This window comes from Pseudomonas sp. WC2 (assembly GCF_050586545.1).
GTDB lineage: Bacteria > Pseudomonadota > Gammaproteobacteria > Pseudomonadales > Pseudomonadaceae > Aquipseudomonas.
The window spans coordinates 24,191-43,965 of the sequence record NZ_JBOBDR010000003.1; the positions used below are offsets into that span (position 1 = coordinate 24,191).

Below are 19,775 nucleotides of genomic sequence, written 5' to 3' on the forward strand. Positions count from 1 at the left end.
TATGTATTTGATCGATGGACAACTGCATCCGGCGTTCAACTTCGATAAAGCGCTGGGCGTGCTTGAGCAAACCTTGCCGCAGCACCTCGACACGCCGTTGGAGAGCGCCACGGTCATTAACGCTGCGTGCCACTTTGCTCAACGGTTACACAGTGACGCAGCGTGGCTGCCACTGGAAAACGAGCAGCGCCAGGCATTGATCGACTTTTGTCAGCCTGACGCCCTGCGCACCAAGCTCGAACGTGAACTGGGCGATCAACCGAACTCCCTGCGCCGTCTCAATTATCGCGTGGCTCATTTCGAACGCTGGGCGCCTTTGGGCCTGGTCGTTCACATAACGCCGGGCAACGCGCCGCTACTGGCTTTCTGCGCCGTGATTGAAAGCCTGCTGGCCGGCAATATCAACTGGCTGCGCCCCAGCAGCAGTGATCGCGGGCTGACGGCACAGTTGCTCAGCGGCTTGCTGCAATGCGATCCGAGCGGTCAACTGCGTCATTACCTCGCCGTGCTGCCGGCTGCGACCGCAGACATCGGCCGCCTCTGCAAGTTGGCCGATGGCGTCTCGGCATGGGGTGGGGAAACGGCGTTGCAAGCCATCCGCGCGCAGCTTCCGCCAGGGTGCCGCTGGATCGACTGGGGGCACCGCATCAGCTTCGTTTATCTGACAACAGACGCCGCCAGCGATGACGCGTTCGACGCCGTAGCTGATGAAGTGTGTCGTCTTGATCAGCAAGCCTGTTCCAGCCCGCAATGGTTGCTGGTCGACAACGACGATCCGCAGGTGCTCAGCTCAATCGGTGCTTCCCTCGCGAAAGCCTTCGAACGGCGCGCCGGGCGATGGCCAGCGCTGCTGCCGACTGTTCAGGAAGCATCGGAAATCACCACGCACTTGGCCATGGCACGGCTCGGCAAAAGCTTTTCCGGCCTGACCGGTGAAGTCTGGAGTGCGCCCGGCTGGCGAGTGGTCTGGACCCATGATCGACAGCTGACACCCTCGCCGTTGTTTCGCACACTGCTGCTCAAACCGTTGCCTCGGGCGCTGATCACCCAAACGCTGCTGCCGTGGCGCAATGTGCTGCAAAGTTGTGCGCTGGCCTGCCTGCCGTCGGAGATTGGCGAATTGTCGCGAACACTGATTGCGGCGGGCGTGACGCGCATCGCACCGGTTGAGGCGGTTCACGAGGGTTACGACGGAGAACCTCATGACGGTGTTTACGCGCTGCAACGTTTGAGTCGCCGCGTCTCGGTCAGCGTGTCAGCGAAACACTTGCGCAACCATGCAACGCTCGACCGGCCAGCCGCTGCGCTGCCTTCGGCGGGGTTGCCGATCATGGACAAGGACGCGTTCACCAAGCACGCGCCTTCGCCTGCGGCGCAATTGTTCTTCCGCTCCGGAGGCAGCAGTGGCACGCCCGCCCTGTCCGGCTACAGCTATCGCGACTTTCAGCGACAGATGCGCGCAACGGCCGACGGGCTGTTCGCCGCCGGTCTGGACGCCACGCGCGACAGAGTCATGAATCTGTTTTTTTGCGGCGGGCTCTACGGCGGCTTCTACAGTTTTGCCAAAGTGCTGGAACTGTCCGGCGTCACTCAACTGCCCATGGGCGCACCCGCCGACGACGATTACAGCGAGATCGCCCAGCTGATCGTCGAACAGCGCGTCAACGTTCTGATCGGCATGCCGAGCACGGTGCACCGATTGTTCCTCAACGAAGAGCAACGTCTGCGCGACTACGGCGGCATCGACAAGGTCTTTCTTGGCGGTGAGCACATCAGCGCTCCATGTCGCGACTTGCTCCAGCGTTGTGGTGTGCGCACGCTGCGTTCGGCGGTGTACGGCAGTGTCGATGCGGGGCCACTCGGGCACGCGTGCACAGTCACCGAGGACGGCGTGTTTCACCTGATGAGCGATATTCAACAACTGGAGATTGTCGCGCTGGATGAAGACGTCGCGGTGTCCGGCGATGAGATCGGGCGGCTGTTGTTTACCTGCAGATCTCGGGAAAGCCACCGCGTGCAACGTTATGCCGTCGGCGACACCGGTCGCTGGCTCACCGGCCTCTGCGCTTGCGGGCTGACCTCGCCGCGTTTCGAGCTATTGCAGCGGCACGGTCGACTGCTGCGCATCGGCACCGATTTCATCTGTCTGAGCCAATTGGCCGGTCACCTGGAAGCGCCGTTCCAGTTGCTCCTCGATCACGCGCCCGATGGTCTGGAACGCCTGCGGTTGCGCTGCGACAGGGAACCATCTGACACCCACGCTCGGCTCCAATCCTACACGACGTTGGCAACATTGCTGCGCAACGGATTGATTTGCCTGGAAGTTGAACGCTGCAACCCAATGCAATTCAGCAAAAACAAACACAGCGGAAAGATCCCGGAACTGATCGACGCGCGTCGTTGAGCGTGCCCGCCTCTCAGGAGAGAACCTTTGAACACATCCCATGCCCTCAACCATCTGATCCACTTCGTACGGCAGCATTCCCGGTATTACGCCACGCACTTGCAGCACGTTGCGTACGGTGTTGCCACACTCAGCGAACTGCCTGTGGTGGATCCGCAGCAATACTGGCAAACCAGCCAGAACCTCGAACAATGGCCCGTGCTGACGGCGGCGATCGACAGTGCGCTGGTTTTCAAAACCGGCGGCACCACCAGCACCGGCAAGCTGTCCGTGTTCACCCGCCAGGAATGGCAAACACTGGCGAAAGACTTTGGCAATCAGCTGACGTCGCAACTCGAGCCGGGTGATCGCGTCGCCAATCTGTTTTTTGTCGGCGACCTGTACGCCAGCTTCATTTTCATCCACGACGCGTTGGCACATGAAACGGCCGGCGTGACCGAGTACCCGTTTACCGGCCATGTCGAGTCATCAGTCCTTGCCGAATCGATCGTGCAGCAGCGGATCAACGTGCTGGCGGGTGTACCCGCGCATTTACTGAGTTTTGCCGATTGGCTGCATAGCCATTCGCGGATCCTCGACTGTGTCGATACATTGCTCTACGGCGGAGAAAGTCTTTTCGCGACGCAATTGCCGCTGTTGCGCCGGGTCTTCCCTAACGCCCGATTCGCGTCCATCGGCTACGCCAGCGTCGACGCCGGTTTTATTGGCGCCACGGCACGCGACTGTGCCTTGGGCGAACACCGCATGCTCGAACGTCACAGCGTGCTGGAGATCCTCGATGAGCAGACCGGCGAAGTGATCGATGCTTGCGGCGTGACCGGACGTTTAGTGGTCACTAACCTGACGCGGCGCCTGATGCCGCTGATTCGCTATCCGGTTGGAGATCTCGCCTGCTGGCGAGAGCCTGCCGGGGTACCCATGCGCAAATTTGCCTTGCAGGGCCGCAGCGCGAATAGCTCACGCGTGCGGGTCGGCAGCCTGACCCTGATGACCGACGACATCGACGCGATCGTCCGACGAATCACGGGTGGCGATGACTGGCAACTGCTTATCGGCCAGGCTGACACCCGCGACGTGCTGACTCTCAAATGGCTGAGCGAGGCCACGAACGCCGACACCCGTGCAATCAGCGCTGCTGTGCACGCGGCGTTGGTTCAGCACTACCCACTGATCGCGCAACTCCGCGCAGACCGTCGACTTGAGCTGCTCGTGGAGGGCTGCCGCGCAGAAGACCTCAGCCGTCACCCACGCTCCGGCAAACGCCAGCGCCTACGCGATTTACGCCGTTATGAAGCGCCCGGTCCGGAGCAACGCCCATGGACGACGTGACACTGCGAAGTTATCGCCCTGGCGACGCGACGGCGGTCAGTCGCCTGTTCCGCGCCATTTATGGTGATCATTACGTTCAACCCCATGTGTATCTGCCGCTGATGATCAACCAGAACCATTGCGACGGGCGTTGGCATTCCCTGGTCGCCGTGACAGGCAGCGCCATGCTCGGCCATGCGACATTGTTCAGAAACGAAGGGGCGCACATCGCCGAACTGGCATTGAGCGTGGTTCATCCAGCCACCCGCGGACAGAACATTGCCACGCAATTAGGGCGGCAATTGCTGATACATGCGCAGGCATTGAGCTGTCGGGGCGTGACGATCAAGCAAGTGACCCAACACCCGTACACCCAGCGCATGGCCGACCGACTGGGGTTCGTCAGCACCGGTCTGCTGCTGGACTATGTCCCTTCGCCTTTCGGCGAACCGCTGCCTGAATCGATCGTCATCGGCTACACCGTAATCGACAGCTATCGACGGCCGCTGCCGGCATTGCAATGGCCCGAGAGCTGCAAGTGTTTCATGGAGCATTTAGGCAGGGTGTTCGGGACACAGGACAAGGACACTCGCTGGACCGGCCCATCACTCACCCTTGAGGAGCACATGGGACGCCATGATGTGTATTTGAAGAATCTCGACAACCGCTTGCTCAAGCAACTGCAACGGTTACCCAGGCAATGGACGGTTTCGATCAGGCTCAGGCTTGCCCATGGCTTTGCCGATGCCCTGCAGAGTCTGTCGACAATCGGCTTCGTGTTCACCGGTATTGCCCCGGATGAAGCAGGGGAAGGTTGGCTGGCGCTGTTTCACCGAGGCTATCGGCAGCGCGTTATGACGTTGCATTGCCCGCATATGCAGCAGCTGCATGACCGGGCTCAGCAGCAGGCCGCGCGGCTCACCGAAACAGCAACACCGTGCGCGTGAATGCAGAGCGGCCCGTTCCAACATGGAACGGGCCGCTCAGTGGCATCAGGCCTTGGCTTTGACGCCCTTGTCCGTCGGCAACGCCGCATTACCTTCACCGTAGGTTTTCAGGTTCTGCAGGACATAAATGGCCTTTTTGAATTCCGGAATCAGATTCTTCCCGTAAGCATTGCCATTGAGCCCATTGGTCTGAATGGCATCGAGCTGGGTCGCGAAATATTCCAGAGCATTGAAGCGGGCTTCGGGGTCTTTCTGCACGCCAAAACGGTCGAATTTCTCCCCGGCATTGAGCAGCGTGAAGGAAGTGACCTCGGAAATCAGCCCTCGCTCCCGAAGGAACACGCTCAGTTTGCCCAACTGCTTCACAGATACATCGGCGGGGTTGAAGCCTTTGATTTGCTTGCGCAGGCCCTGTTTGTCCATTTCCGCGGTGTTAATTGCATTCGGATCATTACCGACCTTGGTCAGCATCTGCTGCACTTTGACGCTGTGTCCGACCTCTTTTTTCGCACCGGCATTGCGCACCAGAACGCCGGCCTTGCTCTCCCACGCACCGGTATAGCCGATTGTCATGAAAAAACTCCTTGAGAGATGACCATGAAAAGATCCTTGTTGAGCGACTTGAATGGGCGCGAGTATCGGTTGGCAAACTGATGGCTCCAACCTGTTTCTGCGCTTTTTTACAAATTATGTACATTTACGATACAAATCCCCATTTCCCCACAACCATTGGGCCAGAGCCCTTTCGCATAACCCTTCCGGTTAGGCCAATCACTCTAACGAACGAGCTGGTTAGTTTGAATGTATCGACCTCGGTACATGCCTGTCGTCGGCCCGTGCCTTTTTAGGACGTATGTACCTAAAGCTTCTCTTTAACCCGACGATAAGCTGGTGATACCCGCACTGTTCTGCCCTGCCCCCCCCTTATAAGAAACGCTGCTCAAGGACCGGTTTCCATGCCCGCATTCCGCACCATTCAGGCTCGCTACACATTGTTTCTGGTTCTGTTCATCCTGCTCCTGTCGGTCCTGACCGTCGTCGGTATCAGCCAGTTGGTTGCGCCCAAACTGCGGCAGACCGAAGAGCAGGTCGTGCTCAACCGCATCGCCGAAGTCGCCGAGCAGATCCAGGGCGAACTGAACAAGGTTCAGTCCCAGCAACGCAGCATCACCCAGACCATCCCGTTGCTGGACAGCGCAGCCATCGACACCGTGCTGCCGGGGCTGGTCGATCAGTACGGCGAGCTCAAGGTGTTCGGCGGCGGTATCTGGCCGCTGCCGGGCCAGCGTGAGGCCGGACGCAACAAATTCAGCACGTTCTGGCACCGCGATGCCTCCGGCAAACTGGCCGTGAACACGTTCTGGAACAGTGACGCCGCACCCAATTACTACGACCAGAGCTGGTACAAGGGCGGCATGGCCACACCGCGCGGTCAGTGCGCCTGGGCTGCAGCCTATAAAGACGACGCCAGCGCCGAACCGCGCACCAACTGCGCCATGGCGATCCAGAAAAACGGCTCGGCGTGGGGCGTGTCGACCATCGACGTGACCCTCGGCTTCTTCAATGATCTGGTCGCGCGCAAGGAAAAAGACCTCAACGCCGAAATGCTGATCGTCGAGGCCGATGGCAAGATCATCAGCAACAGTTCGCGCATCAGCGGGCCGATCGTGTTGAAAAACATCAGTGATCTGGCCGGCAGTTCGACGTTTGCCAGCCAGGTGAAAAGCGGCCTGCAAAACCGCGATCAGGCGCAGCGAGTCGAATTCGACAATAACGGCGAAGCCAGCACCTTCTTCATGCGCCCGATCGAGGGCACGCCGTGGTTTCTCGCCACCGCCCTGCCGACCAAAATGCTCACCGCCCAACGTGACGATGTGCTGAGCAGCCTAAGCCTGTTGCAGATTCCGCTGGTGATTCTGCTGGTGTTGTTGCAGGTCTACGCGATCCGTCAGTTGGTGCAGCGGATGAAAGCGTTGAAAGCCAATATCGACTTGCTGTCCAGCGGCGACGCCGACCTGACCCGGCGCATCACCATTCGTGCCGAAGACGAACTGGGCGCCATCGGCCACTCGGTCAACACGTTCATCGCCTACCTGCAAAACATGATCGGCGAAGTCACCCAAGCCACCGGCGCCATGGCGTCGAGCCTCGACAACCTGCAACGTACCTCGGCGCACACCAGCCAGATTCTGCTGCGCCATGCCTCGGAAACCGATCAGACCGTCACCGCAATCACTGAAATGAGCTCGACCGCCGAAAGCGTGGCGCAGAACGCCGCTGAAACGGCGGCCTTCACCCAGCGCGCCAACGAAAACGCCGACCGCTCGCGCGTGGTGGTGGGTGAAGCCACCAACAGCGTGGTCGCGTTGATCGATGAAGTCGCCAGCGCCACTCATAAAGTGGAAAACATGCAACAGGACGCGCAGCGGATCACCGAGATTCTCGGCGTCATCGGTGCGATTGCCGGGCAGACCAACCTGCTTGCCCTCAACGCGGCCATCGAAGCCGCCCGCGCCGGTGAACAAGGTCGAGGTTTTGCCGTTGTGGCAGACGAAGTTCGCGCGCTCGCCGCCCGCACTCAGGCCAGCACGTCGGAAATCAACGAAATGTTGACCCGCCTGACTCAGGGCGTGAGTTCTTCGGTCAGCGCCATGGAAAACACCCAGGCGAGCTGCCAATCGGCGGCCGACGCCACTGCGCGGGTTAACACCGGCCTGGACGAGATGGCCGGCTCGGTTAGCCACATCAACAGCCTCAGCACGCAAATCGCTACGGCCGCCGAGCAGCAAAGTGCCGTGACCGAAGAGATCAACCGCAGCATGGTGCAGATCCGTCACATGGTCGATGAACTGGTGCAGAGCGGCCAGGCCAGCGAACTCAACACCCGGCAATTGCTGGAAGCCAATAGCCGCGTGAGTGCAATCATGGGGCGCTTTAAAGTCCGTTGATCAATAAAGGGGTTCTGCAAATCAGATACCCCCTGTGGGAGCGAGCCTGCTTGCGAAAGCACTCTGTCAGTCGCTGTTTAAGTGCCTGAACGACTGCTTTCGCCAGCAGGCTCGCTCCCACAGCGTTAATAGCTGCCTGACAACTTTGTCATCTCCCTCTCAGTTAATTGTCAGCCTTGATCTACGATCATCCTGGCAATCCACCTCGTAGCAACTGGAAACACTCCGTTGATGCCGGGCAGGAAAAACCGGTCAAAATACGCTCCTTTCTGACCGCTAACCGAGTCGAGATCCCGTTATGCGAACCCACCTGCGTCTGGTCGCCCTGAGCGCCCTGTTCATCTCTTCCCTGGCTCAGGCCGCTGACCTGATCCCCATCGAAGTGCACCGCGATGCCAATTGCGGTTGCTGCAAAAAATGGATCAGCCACCTCGAAGCCAATGGTTTCAAGGTCGAGGATCACGTCGAAAGCGACATGAGCAGCTTCAAGCAACAACACGGCGTGCCACCGCGCCTGGCGTCGTGTCACACCGCGATCATCAATGGCAAGTTCGTCGAGGGCCACGTGCCGGCCGATCAGGTGCTGGCCTTGAGCAAGCGCGACGATCTTCTTGGCGTCGCGGCGCCGGGCATGCCGATGGGTTCGCCGGGAATGGAAATGGACGGCATGAGCGATGCCTACCAAGTGATCGGCCTGAAAAAGGACGGCAGTGATGTGGTCGTGGCGGATTACCCGGCCCATTGATGGGCGCTGCTTATTTCGGGCTGTTCTTTGCCGCCTTCGGCGCGGCGACCTTGTTGCCGCTGCAGTCCGAGGCCTTACTGGTCGGTTTGATCGTCAGCGACCGTTATTGGCTGTGGGGTTTGCTGGCGGTGGCGACGCTGGGCAATGTGCTCGGTTCGCTGATCAATTGGTGGCTGGGGCGCGGGATCGAACGATTTCAGGATCGGCGCTGGTTCCCGGTCAGCCCCCGGCACATGGCCGTGGCGCGCAAGCACTATGAGCGCTATGGGCATTGGTCGCTGCTGCTCAGTTGGCTGCCCGTGATCGGCGATCCGCTGACGCTGATTGCCGGGGTCATGCGCGAACCGCTCGGGCGTTTTCTGTTGATCGTTACCTTCGCCAAAGGCGCCCGTTATGCCGTGGTCGCCCTGTTGACCCTCGGCTGGCTCGGTTGAACGATCAGGCCCGGCGATTGCCTGTTGTTATTGCCTGAGCTTAACGTCGACGTAATCCAGCCGCACCAGCATCAGTCCAATTTTGAAATGGAGTTTGTCCTTATGCCCGCCCCTGTTTCCCGATGGCTGCCCGGTCTGGTCCTCAGCGCCGCGCTGCCGCTATTTGCTCACGCTGCGACCGATGCAGCGCCTGCCGAAGGCCCGGCTTACGGCCCGGAGCTGCAAGGTTTCGAATACCCGTACACCCTTAAACATTTCGCTTTCCAGTCTCAGGGCAAATCCCTGCAGATGGGTTACATGGACGTCGCCGCCCACGGCAAGGCCAATGGCCGCACCGTGGTGCTCATGCATGGCAAGAATTTTTGCGCCGCCACTTGGGACAGTTCGATCAAAGCCCTGAGCGAAGCCGGTTATCGCGTGGTCGCGCCGGATCAGATCGGTTTCTGCACCTCAAGCAAACCCGACAACTATCAGTACAGCTTCCAGCAACTGGCGACCAACACTCAGCAACTGCTCAAAGCGCTGGGCATCCAGAAAGCTACGCTGCTCGGCCACTCCACCGGCGGCATGCTCGCCACCCGCTATGCGCTGCTGTTCCCGGAGCAGGTCGATCAACTGGCGCTGGTCAACCCGATCGGCCTGGAAGACTGGAAAGCCCTGGGTGTTCCCTATCGCACCGTGGACCAGTGGTATCAGCGCGAGCTGAAAGTCAGCGCGCAAGGCATTCGCGAATACGAGCGCACGACCTATTACGATGGCCGCTGGAAGCCTGAATTCGATCGTTGGGTCGACATGCTCGCCGGTCTCAGCAAGGGCCCGGGCAAGACCCAGGTCGCGTGGAACTCGGCGCTGATCTACGACATGATTTTCACCCAGCCGGTGTACTACGAGTTCAAGGACTTGAAAATGCCGACACTGCTGTTGATCGGCACCTCCGACACCACCGCCATCGGCAAGGACCTGGCGCCGCCGGAGGTGAAAGCGAAAATCGGCCACTATGAAGTGCTGGGTAAACAGGTGGCGAAACTGATCCCGCAGTCGACGCTGGTGGAATTCCCCGGCATGGGCCACGCGCCGCAAATGGAAGAACCGGCGAAGTTCCATCAGGCCCTGCTCGGCTGGCTGAACAAATCCAACCCGATTCCTTGATGAGGTAAGGCTGATGGCGGTGCAGATTGCAGTAATCGATGACTGGCAGGATGTCGCCCGCGACGTGGTCGACTGGTCGGTCCTCGACAGCCTTGGTGAAGTGACCTTCGTCCACGACTATCCGGCGGATAACCCGGTGCTGGCCAAGCGTCTGGAGCGCTTTCAGGTGATTTGCGTGATGCGCGAGCGCACGCGTTTCGATGAAGACCTGCTCCAGCGCTTGCCCAATCTGAAACTGCTGGTGACCGGCGGCATGCGCAACGCGGCGCTGGACATGCCGGCAGCGGCCAGACTGGGCATCAAGGTCTGTGGCACCGACAGCTACAAGCACGCGGCACCGGAACTGACCTGGGCGCTGATCATGGCGGCCACGCGCAATCTGCTGAATGAAGCCAACGCCTTGCGTGCAGGTCAATGGCAGCAAGGCCTCGGCGGTGATTTGCATGGCCGGACGCTGGGCATTCTGGGCCTCGGCAGCATCGGCCAGAAAGTCGCACAGTTCGGTCAGGTGTTCGGCATGCGGGTGATCGCCTGGAGCGAAAACCTCACCGCTGAACGGGCCGAACAGGCCGGTGTGACCTATGTCAGCAAGCAGGAACTGTTCGAGCAGGCTGACGTGTTGTCGGTGCATCTGGTACTCAGCGAACGCAGTCGCGGTCTCGTTGATGCGCAGGCGCTGGCCTGGATGAAACCGACGGCACTGCTGGTCAACACCGCACGCGGGCCGATCGTGGACGAAGCGGCCCTGATCAAGGCGTTGCAGAAACAACAGATCGCCGGTGCGGCGCTGGATGTGTTCGATCAGGAGCCGTTGCCGGCCCTGCACCCGTTTCGCACACTCGACAATGTGTTGGCGACGCCGCATGTGGGGTATGTCAGTCGGCAGAACTATGAGCAGTTCTTTTCGCAGATGATCGAGGATATTCAGGCTTGGGCGGCTGGGGAGACGGTTCGCCTGTTGAATTGAGACCTTCATAGCAGTGGTGTAGCTACCATCGCTTTCGCGAGCAGGCTCGCTCCCACAGGGGATCTTCGTCGGGAACAGATTTTCTGTCCGCTGAAATTTCCTCGTGGGAGCGAGCTTGCTGGCGAACGGGCCATAACAGTCACCCCATCAACAAACTGTTCGCACCACAACAGTGCGACCGCCCTCCTCGCTAGCACAAAATCGTGACCGAGCAGTCACCGTTTTGGCCCTCCCTGATAAAAAAACCTGCACTTCGTCGGTGCGTTTGCCCTGCAAAAGCCAAGTTGCCGTTAACGGCAAACCGATTGTCGAACAATTTACCCATTTGCTCTGGCCCGCTCTAGGATCTGGCCTAGACTGGATTTTTCGGGGCAACACCTGTCGGTCACATCGCAGAAAAAAAGTCGAAACTTTTGCGCGAAGCGGCGGGTCATCTGAAAGGCAGGGCCGAAGCGACTGGTGCAATCCTTGCAACGGCCCAATCACCCATTCTGCTTGCGCGTGTTGGGTAGCGTTTGCTCACCGATGCGTGGCGCGTTTGCGCCCGGCTACTGGATGTGGCCATGGACATCGCTTGTTCGAGACAAGAATCAGATCAACGATACGGGAGATTCATATGATCAGTGCGGCATTGGAAATTCAGGGAGAGCGTGCTCAGCAGGCGGTTGGCGAAGCGAGCACCATCAGCGTTCCCGGCAGCCGGCAGATCAACGTCCCCGGCACCAAGACGCTGACTCCAGTAGCGAGCCAGAACCCTAACAAGAAAAAAGTGTTGTTCGTCACCTCGGAAATCGCCGATCTGGTGAAGACCGGCGGCCTCGGTGACGTTTCGGCTGCCCTGCCCCGCGCCATGGCGCATCTGCACGATGTGCGCGTGTTGATCCCCGGTTACCCGCAAGTGATGCACAGCGAGAACCCGATCCACATCATAGGCGAGCTCGGCGGCCACGCTGCGCTGCCACCGTGCAAGATCGGCCGCATGGACATGCCGGACGGTCTGGTGATCTACGTGTTGATCTGCCCTGAACTGTACGAGCGCGAAGGCTCGCCTTACGGCGCCAACAATGGCCGCGACTGGCCGGACAACCACATTCGCTTCGCCCGCCTCGGTCTGGCCGCTGCCGACATCGCCGCCAACCTCGCGCAAATCCACTGGTGCCCGGATCTGGTGCACGCCCATGACTGGCCGGCCGGTCTGGCCCCTGCTTATATGCACTGGCGCGGGCAGCGCACGCCAACACTGTTCACCATTCACAATCTTGCCTATCAAGGCGTGACCAGCCTCGGATCGTGCCCTGAACTCGGTATTCCCAACCATGCCCTGCAACAGGAAGGCATGGAGTTCTACGGCAAGATGTCGTTCCTCAAGGCCGGCATGGCGTATTCGAGCCACATCACCACGGTCAGCGCGACCTACGCGCAGGAAATCACCACCCCGGATTTCGGCTGCGGCCTCGACGGTTTCCTCGCCGCCAAGACCCAGCAAGGCTTGCTCAGTGGCATCCCTAACGGCATCGATGAGAGCTGGGACGCCGCCACGGATCCGCACCTGTTCGCACCATTCGCCATTGGTGACTGGGAAGGCAAAGCGGTCAACGCCGCTCATGTCCGCGAATTGTTCGAACTGAATGATTCCGAAGGTCCGCTGTTCGCTGTGGTGTCGCGACTGGTGTATCAGAAGGGTCTGGATCTGACCGAAGCGGTTTCCGAATACATCGTGCAGAACGGCGGCCAGATCGCAATCATCGGTCGTGGCGAGCCGGAAGAAGAACAAGCCATGCGCGACCTGGCGCTGCGTTTCCCCGGCCAGATCGGTGTGCGCATCGGTTTCAACGAAACCGACGCTCGCCGCATGTTCGCCGGCAGCGATTTCCTGCTGATGCCGTCGCGTTATGAACCCTGCGGTCTGAGCCAGATGTACGCCCAGCGCTTCGGCTCGTTGCCGGTTGCGCGCAACACCGGCGGTCTTGCCGACACCATTGAAAACGGCGTCACCGGGTTCCTCTTCGATGAATCCACCGCCGAAAGCTATCAAGAAGCTCTGAGCCGCGCGTTCAAAGTCTTCGCCTATCCTGAACTGCTCAATGCCATGCGTTGCCGGGCAATGGCTGCGCCCTTCAACTGGTGCAAAGCCGTTGAACCGTACGCCGAACTCTACGAACAACTGGTGGCGAAGGCCTTGGGTAAAGCGATTCACAAGTAACAGGGAGGTCAGCAATGCCGTTACGGTCTACTGAAATCTGGCCACACGGCGCGATCATGCTGGATGCCGAGCACACGCAATTCGCGTTGTGGGCGCCAGATGCGTTTTACGTCAGTGTCGAACTTGCCGATGGCCAGTCTCTGCCGATGCTGCCCCAGGCAGACGGCTGGTTCGTAATCAAGGCCCGCTGTCCGGCGGGCATGCGTTACCGCTACAACATCGATGGCGAACTGGAGGTGCCGGACCCGGCCTCCAGAGCCCAGGATGGCGACCTCAACCGCCACAGCGTGGTGGTTGATCCGCTGGCCTATCAATGGCGACACAGTGCCTGGCACGGTCGCCCGTGGAGCGAAGCGGTCATCTACGAATTGCACGTCGGTGCGCTCGGCGGCTTCGCTGAAGTCGAACAACACCTGGCGCGCCTTGCAGGATTGGGTATCACCGCCATAGAACTGATGCCATTGGCGCAGTTTCCCGGCGAGCGCAATTGGGGCTACGACGGCGTTTTGCCATACGCACCGCAAGCCTCCTACGGCACCCCGGAACAACTCAAACACCTGATCGACAGCGCCCACGGCCACGGCCTGGCGGTGATTCTCGACGTGGTCTACAACCACTTCGGCCCCGACGGCAATTACCTGCATCGCTACGCCAAGGGCTTTTTCCGCGAGGACAAACACACGCCATGGGGCGCGGCGATCGATTTCCGCCGCGATGAAGTGCGGGAGTTCTTCATCGAAAACGCACTGATGTGGCTGCTCGAATACCGCTTCGACGGTTTGCGCCTCGACGCGGTGCATGCCATCGAGGATCCGGATTTTCTCACCGAGATGGCCCAACGCATCCGCGCGCAGATCGACCCGAGTCGGCACGTCTGGCTGACCGTGGAAAACGAACTCAACCAGTCGAGTCTGCTCGAGTACGACTACGACGCGCAGTGGAATGACGATGGCCATAACGCCCTGCACGTCTTGCTCACTGGCGAAACCGACGCCTATTACGCCGACTACGCCGCGCAGCCCACCGAACAATTGGTGCGCTGCCTGAGTCAGGGCTTTGTCTTCCAAGGGCACATCACCCGCCACGGCGAACCGCGCGGCGAGCCCAGCGAGCACTTGCCGTCCACCGCGTTCGTGCTGTTCCTGCAAAACCACGATCAGATCGGCAACCGCGCCTTTGGCGAACGCCTACATCATCTGGCCGATCCGCGCGCCGTGCAGGCAGCGACCGTGTTGTTGCTGCTGTCACCGATGATTCCGTTGATGTTCATGGGCGACGAATTCGCCGCCGAGCAGCCGTTTCTGTTTTTCACCAGTCACCACGGTGAACTGGCCGAGCTGGTGCGCGAGGGCCGACGCAATGAATTTGCTGCGTTCAGTGCCTTCACCGATCCGCACAAGCGCGAGCAGATTCCCGATCCGAATGGCGAAAAAACCTTCCACGCCTCACAGCCAAGGCTGATCGGCAATGGCAGCGTAAAACAGCAGGAAACCCTTGCGCTGTACCAAAAACTGCTGCAATTCCGCCACCAATACATCATTCCCCATCTCTCCGGCACTCAGGCACTGGGCGCGCACATGCTTGGTTATGGCGCGGTCAGCGCACGCTGGCGCCTGGGCAATGGCAGTGAGCTGCGAATTGACCTGAACCTCAGCGACACGCCGGTGGTCAACCCTCCACAGACCGAGGCTGTGTGGTTGTTTCAGCACCCACCCACCGCCGATCTATCGGAATCGGGCGAACTGCCCGCGTATTGCGCGCTTGTCAGCCTCACGGCCGCAACCCCTTTGCAACCTCTGGATGGAGAGCGCCTATGAGCGATGCGCAACTGGAAATTCTCGCCAGCCGAGCCGGCCTCGCCGTCGACTGGATCGACGCCAACGGCCGCCCGCAGAAAGTCGCCCCGGCGGTGCTGCGCAACGTCCTCATCGGACTCGGCCACCCGGCCAGCACCGCGCAGGAAATCGACGCCAGCCTGCTGGAACTGCAAGCAGTGCAACAAGACCGTCACCTGCCGCCGCTGCTGACCAGCGACGTCGGCGTCGGCCTCGATCTGGCGCGTTATTTCGCCCCGGAAACTCCCTGTGAAGTTCACCTCGAAGACGGCTCGCGACTCGACCTCAAACTCGACAGCGAGGCGGTCTTGCCGGGGTTGATTCCGGTCGGCTACCAGCAGGTACACATCGGCGATCAGTATTTCACCTTGGCTGTGGCGCCGGAGCGCTGCTTCAGTGTCGGCGATGCCGTGGACAATCCGATCCCGCGCGCGTGGGGCCTGAGCGTGCAGTTGTATTCATTGCGCCGGCCTGGCGATGGTGGCTTTGGCGACACCCAAGCGCTGGAAGAACTGGCCCGCGTCGCCGGTGAACGTGGCGCCGAAGCGCTGGCGATCAGCCCGTTGCATGCGATGTTCAGCGCCGACACCGGGCGCTACAGCCCTTATTCGCCGTCCAGTCGCTTGTTCCTCAATTCGCTGTACGCAGCACCCGGCGCGATCCTCGGCGAACGGGCCTTGCGTGATGCCATCGACGCAGCAGGCCTGGCCGAGCAGTTCGCACAACTGGAAGACCTGAAACTGGTCGACTGGCCGAGCGCCGCCGACGCCAAGCACAAACTCCTGCAAGCGCTGTACGAAGGTTTCATTGCCGGCGACCATCCGCTGCACCCGGATTTCGTCAGTTTCCGCCACGCCGGTGGCGCCGCACTGGAAAACCACTGCCGCTTCGAAGCCATCCAGGAAATGCGTGCCGCCCGCAACGAAAGCCTCGACTGGCGCGAATGGCCCGAAGAGTGGCGCGACCCGCGGGGTGCCGCCCTCGGAACCTTCGCCGAAGAATATGCCGATCGCATCGGCTACTTCGCCTTCTGCCAATGGCTGATCCACCGTTGCCTCGAACGTGCGCAAACCGCCGCTCGCAGCGCCGGCATGGGCATTGGCCTGATTGCCGACCTCGCCGTCGGTGCTGATGGCGCCGGGAGTCAGGCCTGGAGTTTTCAGGACGAACTGCTCGCCTCGCTGACCGTCGGTGCGCCGCCGGACATTCTCAATCGCTCCGGGCAAGGCTGGGGGATTTCCGCGTTCTCGCCGGAAGGTCTGATCCGCAACGGCTTCCGTGCGTTCATCGACATGCTGCGGGCCAACTTCGCTCATGCCGGCGGCTTGCGCATTGACCACGTCATGGGCCTGCAACGTTTGTGGGTGATTCCCAACGGCTCGGCGCCTGCCGATGGCGCCTATCTGTATTACCCGGTCGATGACCTGCTGCGTTTGCTGACCCTCGAATCCCATCGTCACCAGGCCATCGTCCTCGGTGAAGACCTCGGCACTGTGCCGGACGGCCTGCAGGAAAAGCTCATCGCCCGTTCGATGCTCGGCATGCGCGTGCTGTTGTTCGAACAGAACAACGCCCATTTCAAACCGATTCTCGACTGGCCAGATAACGCGCTGGCGACCACCAGCACCCATGATCTCCCGACCATCAACGGCTGGTGGCATGGCCGTGACATCGACTGGAACGCGCGACTGGGTTTTGTCGACGCCAACGGTGAAATCGAATGGCGCCACCATCGCCAGCGTGAACGCGAAGGCTTGCGCAGCGCCTTGAGTCAGGACCCGCAGAACTTCCGCGAGGAATCCCACGAGGCCGATCAAGTGGTCGATGCCGCCGTGCGTTTCCTTGGCCACACCCGTGCGCCGTTGGTGCTGTTGCCGTTGGAAGACGCGCTGGGCATCAACGAGCAGGCCAATTTCCCCGGGACTGTCGATACTCATCCGAACTGGTCGCGGCGTTTGCCCGGCACCAGCGAAGCACTGCTGGATGACGCCGATGCGGCGCGCCGTTTGGAATTACTCGCCTGTGCAAGGCTTCAGGCTGCCGAGCGTGACCAATGAATCAAACGCTTATCCAGCCACTGCGCGCGACGTTGCGCCTGCAATTCCATAAAGGTTTCACCCTCGAACAAGCGGTGCCGCTGGTGCCGTACTTCGCCCAACTGGGCATCAGCCACATCTACGCCTCGCCGCTGCTGGCCGCGCGTTCGGGTTCGATGCACGGCTACGACGTGGTCGATCCGACCCAAGTCAACCCGGAACTGGGTGGCGAAGCGGCGCTGCGGCGTCTGGTCGGCACCCTGCGCGAACACAACATGGGGCTGATCCTCGACATCGTCTCCAACCACATGGCCGTCGGCGGCAACGACAACCCGTGGTGGCTCGACCTACTGGAATGGGGACGTCTGAGCCCTTACGGCGAGTTCTTCGACATTCAGTGGCACTCGCCCGACCCGCTGATGGAAGGCCAGTTGCTGCTGCCGTTTCTCGGCAGCGATTACGGCGTCGCGTTGCAGGACGGCACGCTGAAACTGCTGTTCAATGCGCACACCGGCAGCTTCTATGTCGAGCACTACGATCATCACTTCCCGATCTGCCCGAATGACTACGGTGAAATCCTCAAGCATGAAGAAACGCTAAAGCCCCTCGCCGACCGGTTCAGCACGCTCAGTTATCAAACCGACGCGCATGCGCTGGCGATTCCGCTGAAAGCCGAACTGCGGGAACAGGCAAGCGATCCGCAGATTCTTGAGGCGATTGAAAGCAACCTCAGGCATTTCGACTCGACCACTGAAGAAGGCTTCCACGCGCTGCATCAGTTGCTGGAACGCCAGAGCTATCGCCTCGCCAGTTGGCGCACGGCGGCGGATGACATCAACTGGCGGCGCTTCTTCGATATCAACGAACTCGGCGGTTTGCGCGTCGAGCGTCCGGCGGTATTCGAAGCCACCCACGGCAAAATCTTCCAGTTGATTGAAGAAGGTCTGGTCGATGGTTTGCGCATCGACCACATCGACGGCCTCGCCGATCCGCGTGGCTACTGCCGCAAATTGCGTCGGCGCGTGGATTCACTGGCGCCGGGCCGGCACTTGCCAATCTACGTCGAAAAGATCCTCGGCGCCGGCGAAACCCTGCATCGCGATTGGTCGGTGGACGGCACCACCGGTTATGAATTCATGAACCAGTTGTCGCTGCTGCAACACGATCCCGATGGCGAATACGTCCTCGGCGACTTGTGGCAACGGCGCACCGAACGCCCGGCGGCGTTTATCGAAGAAGCGCAACTGGCGCGTCAGCAGATTCTCAACGGTTCACTGGCCAGCGATTGCGAAAGCGTCGCTCAGGCTCTGCTGCAAGTGGCCCGCGATGACCTGATGACTCGCGACCTTACGCTCGGTGCTATTCGCCGGGTGTTGCAGGCGCTGATCGTGCACTTCCCGGTCTACCGCACTTACATCAGCGCGATGGGACGTTCGGCGCAGGACGAGGGTTTTTTCCAGCAGGCCATGGACGGTGCCCGGCAAACTCTGGGCGAAGCCGACTGGCCGGTGCTCGATTGCGTCGCCGCCTGGCTCGGTGGCACGCCGTGGCGGCGCAAACCGCGCGGGCGTTCACGCAAGATCCTCAAGCATGCCTGCGTACGCTTTCAGCAACTGACCTCGCCTGCCGCCGCCAAAGCCGTGGAAGACACCGCGCTCTATCGTTCGGCGGTGCTGCTGTCGCGCAATGACGTCGGTTACAACACCGAGCAATTCAGCGCGCCGGTCAGCGATTTCCACGAGATCAATCAACAACGCTTAGCCGAATTCCCGGACAACCTGCTGGCCACCGCGACCCACGACCACAAACGTGGCGAAGATACCCGCGCGCGGCTCGCCGTGCTCAGCGAACGCAGCCATTGGTACGCCGAGCAAATCGAACTGTGGCGCGCCCTCGCCCGCCCGGTGCGCAGTGACGATCAACTGCCGTCGAGCGGCGATGAGCTGATCCTCTATCAAGCCTTGATCGGCAGCTGGCCGCTGGACTTGCGCGATGACGATCAGGCCGGGTTCGCCGACTACGCCAAACGCATCTGGCAGTGGCAGCAGAAAGCCCTGCGCGAGGCCAAGCTGCAAAGCAGTTGGAGCGCGCCCAACGAAGCCTATGAAAACGCCGCGCAAGCGTTCACCGAAAAACTCCTGACCGGCGACGAAGGCGAACTGCTGCGCGCCGCGTTGAGCAAGACCGTCAGCAGCATTGCTGCTGCCGGCGCGCTCAATGGTTTGGCGCAAACCTTGCTGCGCATGACCGTACCGGGGGTGCCGGATCTGTATCAGGGCAACGAGTTCTGGGATTTCAGCCTGGTCGATCCGGACAACCGCCGGCCGGTGGATTACGCCGCCCGCGAGCAAGCGCTGGATCAGCCGTTGCCGATCGCAGACCTGCTGCCGCAGTGGCGTGACGGGCGCATCAAGCAAGCCTTGATCGCCGCGGTGCTGAACCTGCGCGTCGAACACGCCGAGCTGTTTCGGCGGGGTACTTACCAGCCGTTGGAGGTGCTGGGCACTCAGGCGCACAACGTGCTCGCGTTTGCCCGCGAACACGAGGGGAAACAGGCCATCGTGATCGTGCCGATCCGTTGCGCCACGCTGCTGGAAAACAGTGCTGTACCTCAGGTGGATGCGCTGCGCTGGGGCGATACGCGGGTTGTTCTACCGTTCGCCGCCTCTGACACAAACCTGAAGGGACTTTTTTCAACTGCCGCAGTCACAAAAAACAGGGAGCTGAATATCAGCGACGCGCTGGGGGATGTCCCGGTCAATCTCTTTATCCAACACTTAACGTAAGCACGAGTTCAGT

The 19,775-nt window shown here is 60.6% G+C and carries 13 protein-coding genes; 12 read left to right on the forward strand and 1 reads right to left on the reverse strand.

Features of this window, described 5'->3' with window-relative positions; translation table 11 throughout:
- The first annotated feature begins 1 nt into the window (after position 1).
- The 3 genes from ACQ4OE_RS04045 to ACQ4OE_RS04055 are packed head-to-tail and all read left to right on the forward strand — an operon-like array spanning position 2 to position 4,659.
- Positions 2 to 2,404 carry an acyl-CoA reductase gene (locus ACQ4OE_RS04045; protein ID WP_430945782.1) on the forward strand — a complete coding sequence of 801 codons (2,403 nt, stop codon included), beginning with the start codon at positions 2 to 4 and terminating at the stop codon, positions 2,402 to 2,404.
- Between the two features lie 27 nt (positions 2,405 to 2,431).
- The gene (locus tag ACQ4OE_RS04050; RefSeq protein ID WP_430945783.1) at positions 2,432 to 3,733 is read left to right on the forward strand and encodes an AMP-binding protein; all 1,302 of its coding nucleotides are present in this window, start codon (positions 2,432 to 2,434) and stop codon (positions 3,731 to 3,733) included.
- Positions 3,721 to 4,659 (forward strand): GNAT family N-acetyltransferase, encoded by a 939-nt coding sequence (locus ACQ4OE_RS04055; protein WP_430945784.1) that lies wholly within the window; start codon positions 3,721 to 3,723, stop codon positions 4,657 to 4,659. The genes ACQ4OE_RS04050 and ACQ4OE_RS04055 overlap by 13 nt, the downstream gene beginning before the upstream one ends.
- 45 nt (positions 4,660 to 4,704) lie before the next feature.
- On the opposite strand, the gene ACQ4OE_RS04060 is transcribed toward ACQ4OE_RS04055, so the two are convergent.
- Positions 4,705 to 5,232: a hypothetical protein gene (locus tag ACQ4OE_RS04060; RefSeq protein ID WP_122595792.1), complete on the reverse strand. Its 528-nt coding sequence runs from the start codon at positions 5,230 to 5,232 to the stop codon at positions 4,705 to 4,707.
- 383 nt (positions 5,233 to 5,615) lie between these two features.
- Between ACQ4OE_RS04060 and ACQ4OE_RS04065 the strand changes: the two genes are divergently transcribed.
- The 9 genes from ACQ4OE_RS04065 (at position 5,616) to ACQ4OE_RS04105 (ending at position 19,762) form a co-directional block, all read left to right on the forward strand.
- Positions 5,616 to 7,607: a methyl-accepting chemotaxis protein gene (locus tag ACQ4OE_RS04065; protein ID WP_122595791.1), complete on the forward strand. Its 1,992-nt coding sequence runs from the start codon at positions 5,616 to 5,618 to the stop codon at positions 7,605 to 7,607.
- A 298-nt stretch (positions 7,608 to 7,905) separates the two neighbouring features.
- On the forward strand, positions 7,906 to 8,352 hold the full coding sequence (locus ACQ4OE_RS04070; protein WP_122595790.1) for a DUF411 domain-containing protein: 447 nt from the start codon (positions 7,906 to 7,908) through the stop codon (positions 8,350 to 8,352).
- The gene (locus ACQ4OE_RS04075) at positions 8,352 to 8,786 is read left to right on the forward strand and encodes a YqaA family protein (protein WP_430945785.1); all 435 of its coding nucleotides are present in this window, start codon (positions 8,352 to 8,354) and stop codon (positions 8,784 to 8,786) included. Before ACQ4OE_RS04070 ends, ACQ4OE_RS04075 begins: the two co-directional genes overlap by 1 nt.
- Positions 8,787 to 8,888: 102 nt before the next feature.
- Positions 8,889 to 9,935, forward strand: coding sequence for an alpha/beta fold hydrolase (locus ACQ4OE_RS04080; RefSeq protein WP_430945786.1), 1,047 nt, complete (start codon positions 8,889 to 8,891; stop codon positions 9,933 to 9,935).
- Positions 9,936 to 9,948: 13 nt separating this feature from the next.
- A complete protein-coding gene (locus ACQ4OE_RS04085) occupies positions 9,949 to 10,902 on the forward strand; it encodes a D-2-hydroxyacid dehydrogenase family protein (RefSeq protein WP_430945787.1) in 954 nt (317 codons plus the stop codon).
- Positions 10,903 to 11,518: 616 nt separating this feature from the next.
- The gene (gene glgA, locus ACQ4OE_RS04090; protein ID WP_122595786.1) at positions 11,519 to 13,105 is read left to right on the forward strand and encodes a glycogen synthase GlgA; all 1,587 of its coding nucleotides are present in this window, start codon (positions 11,519 to 11,521) and stop codon (positions 13,103 to 13,105) included.
- Positions 13,106 to 13,119: 14 nt separating this feature from the next.
- Positions 13,120 to 14,922: a malto-oligosyltrehalose trehalohydrolase gene (gene treZ / locus ACQ4OE_RS04095; protein ID WP_430945788.1), complete on the forward strand. Its 1,803-nt coding sequence runs from the start codon at positions 13,120 to 13,122 to the stop codon at positions 14,920 to 14,922.
- Positions 14,919 to 16,997, forward strand: coding sequence for a 4-alpha-glucanotransferase (gene malQ / locus ACQ4OE_RS04100; protein WP_430945789.1), 2,079 nt, complete (start codon positions 14,919 to 14,921; stop codon positions 16,995 to 16,997). Before treZ ends, malQ begins: the two co-directional genes overlap by 4 nt.
- A complete protein-coding gene (locus tag ACQ4OE_RS04105) occupies positions 16,994 to 19,762 on the forward strand; it encodes a malto-oligosyltrehalose synthase (protein WP_430945790.1) in 2,769 nt (922 codons plus the stop codon). Before malQ ends, ACQ4OE_RS04105 begins: the two co-directional genes overlap by 4 nt.
- Positions 19,763 to 19,775: the final 13 nt, after the last annotated feature.

What these genes read in the sequence shown, in the direction of transcription:
- ACQ4OE_RS04055 (WP_430945784.1), top strand. Translation starts at nt 3,721, where the DNA reads ATGGACGACGTGACACTGCGAAGTTATCGCCCTGGCGACGCGACGGCG.
- ACQ4OE_RS04045 (WP_430945782.1), top strand. Translation starts at nt 2, where the DNA reads ATGTATTTGATCGATGGACAACTGCATCCGGCGTTCAACTTCGATAAA.
- ACQ4OE_RS04075 (WP_430945785.1), top strand. Translation starts at nt 8,352, where the DNA reads ATGGGCGCTGCTTATTTCGGGCTGTTCTTTGCCGCCTTCGGCGCGGCG.
- ACQ4OE_RS04080 (WP_430945786.1), top strand. Translation starts at nt 8,889, where the DNA reads ATGCCCGCCCCTGTTTCCCGATGGCTGCCCGGTCTGGTCCTCAGCGCC.
- ACQ4OE_RS04105 (WP_430945790.1), top strand. Translation starts at nt 16,994, where the DNA reads ATGAATCAAACGCTTATCCAGCCACTGCGCGCGACGTTGCGCCTGCAA.
- glgA (WP_122595786.1), top strand. Translation starts at nt 11,519, where the DNA reads ATGATCAGTGCGGCATTGGAAATTCAGGGAGAGCGTGCTCAGCAGGCG.
- ACQ4OE_RS04085 (WP_430945787.1), top strand. Translation starts at nt 9,949, where the DNA reads ATGGCGGTGCAGATTGCAGTAATCGATGACTGGCAGGATGTCGCCCGC.
- malQ (WP_430945789.1), top strand. Translation starts at nt 14,919, where the DNA reads ATGAGCGATGCGCAACTGGAAATTCTCGCCAGCCGAGCCGGCCTCGCC.
- ACQ4OE_RS04065 (WP_122595791.1), top strand. Translation starts at nt 5,616, where the DNA reads ATGCCCGCATTCCGCACCATTCAGGCTCGCTACACATTGTTTCTGGTT.
- ACQ4OE_RS04060 (WP_122595792.1), bottom strand. Translation starts at nt 5,232, where the DNA reads ATGACAATCGGCTATACCGGTGCGTGGGAGAGCAAGGCCGGCGTTCTG.
- ACQ4OE_RS04070 (WP_122595790.1), top strand. Translation starts at nt 7,906, where the DNA reads ATGCGAACCCACCTGCGTCTGGTCGCCCTGAGCGCCCTGTTCATCTCT.
- treZ (WP_430945788.1), top strand. Translation starts at nt 13,120, where the DNA reads ATGCCGTTACGGTCTACTGAAATCTGGCCACACGGCGCGATCATGCTG.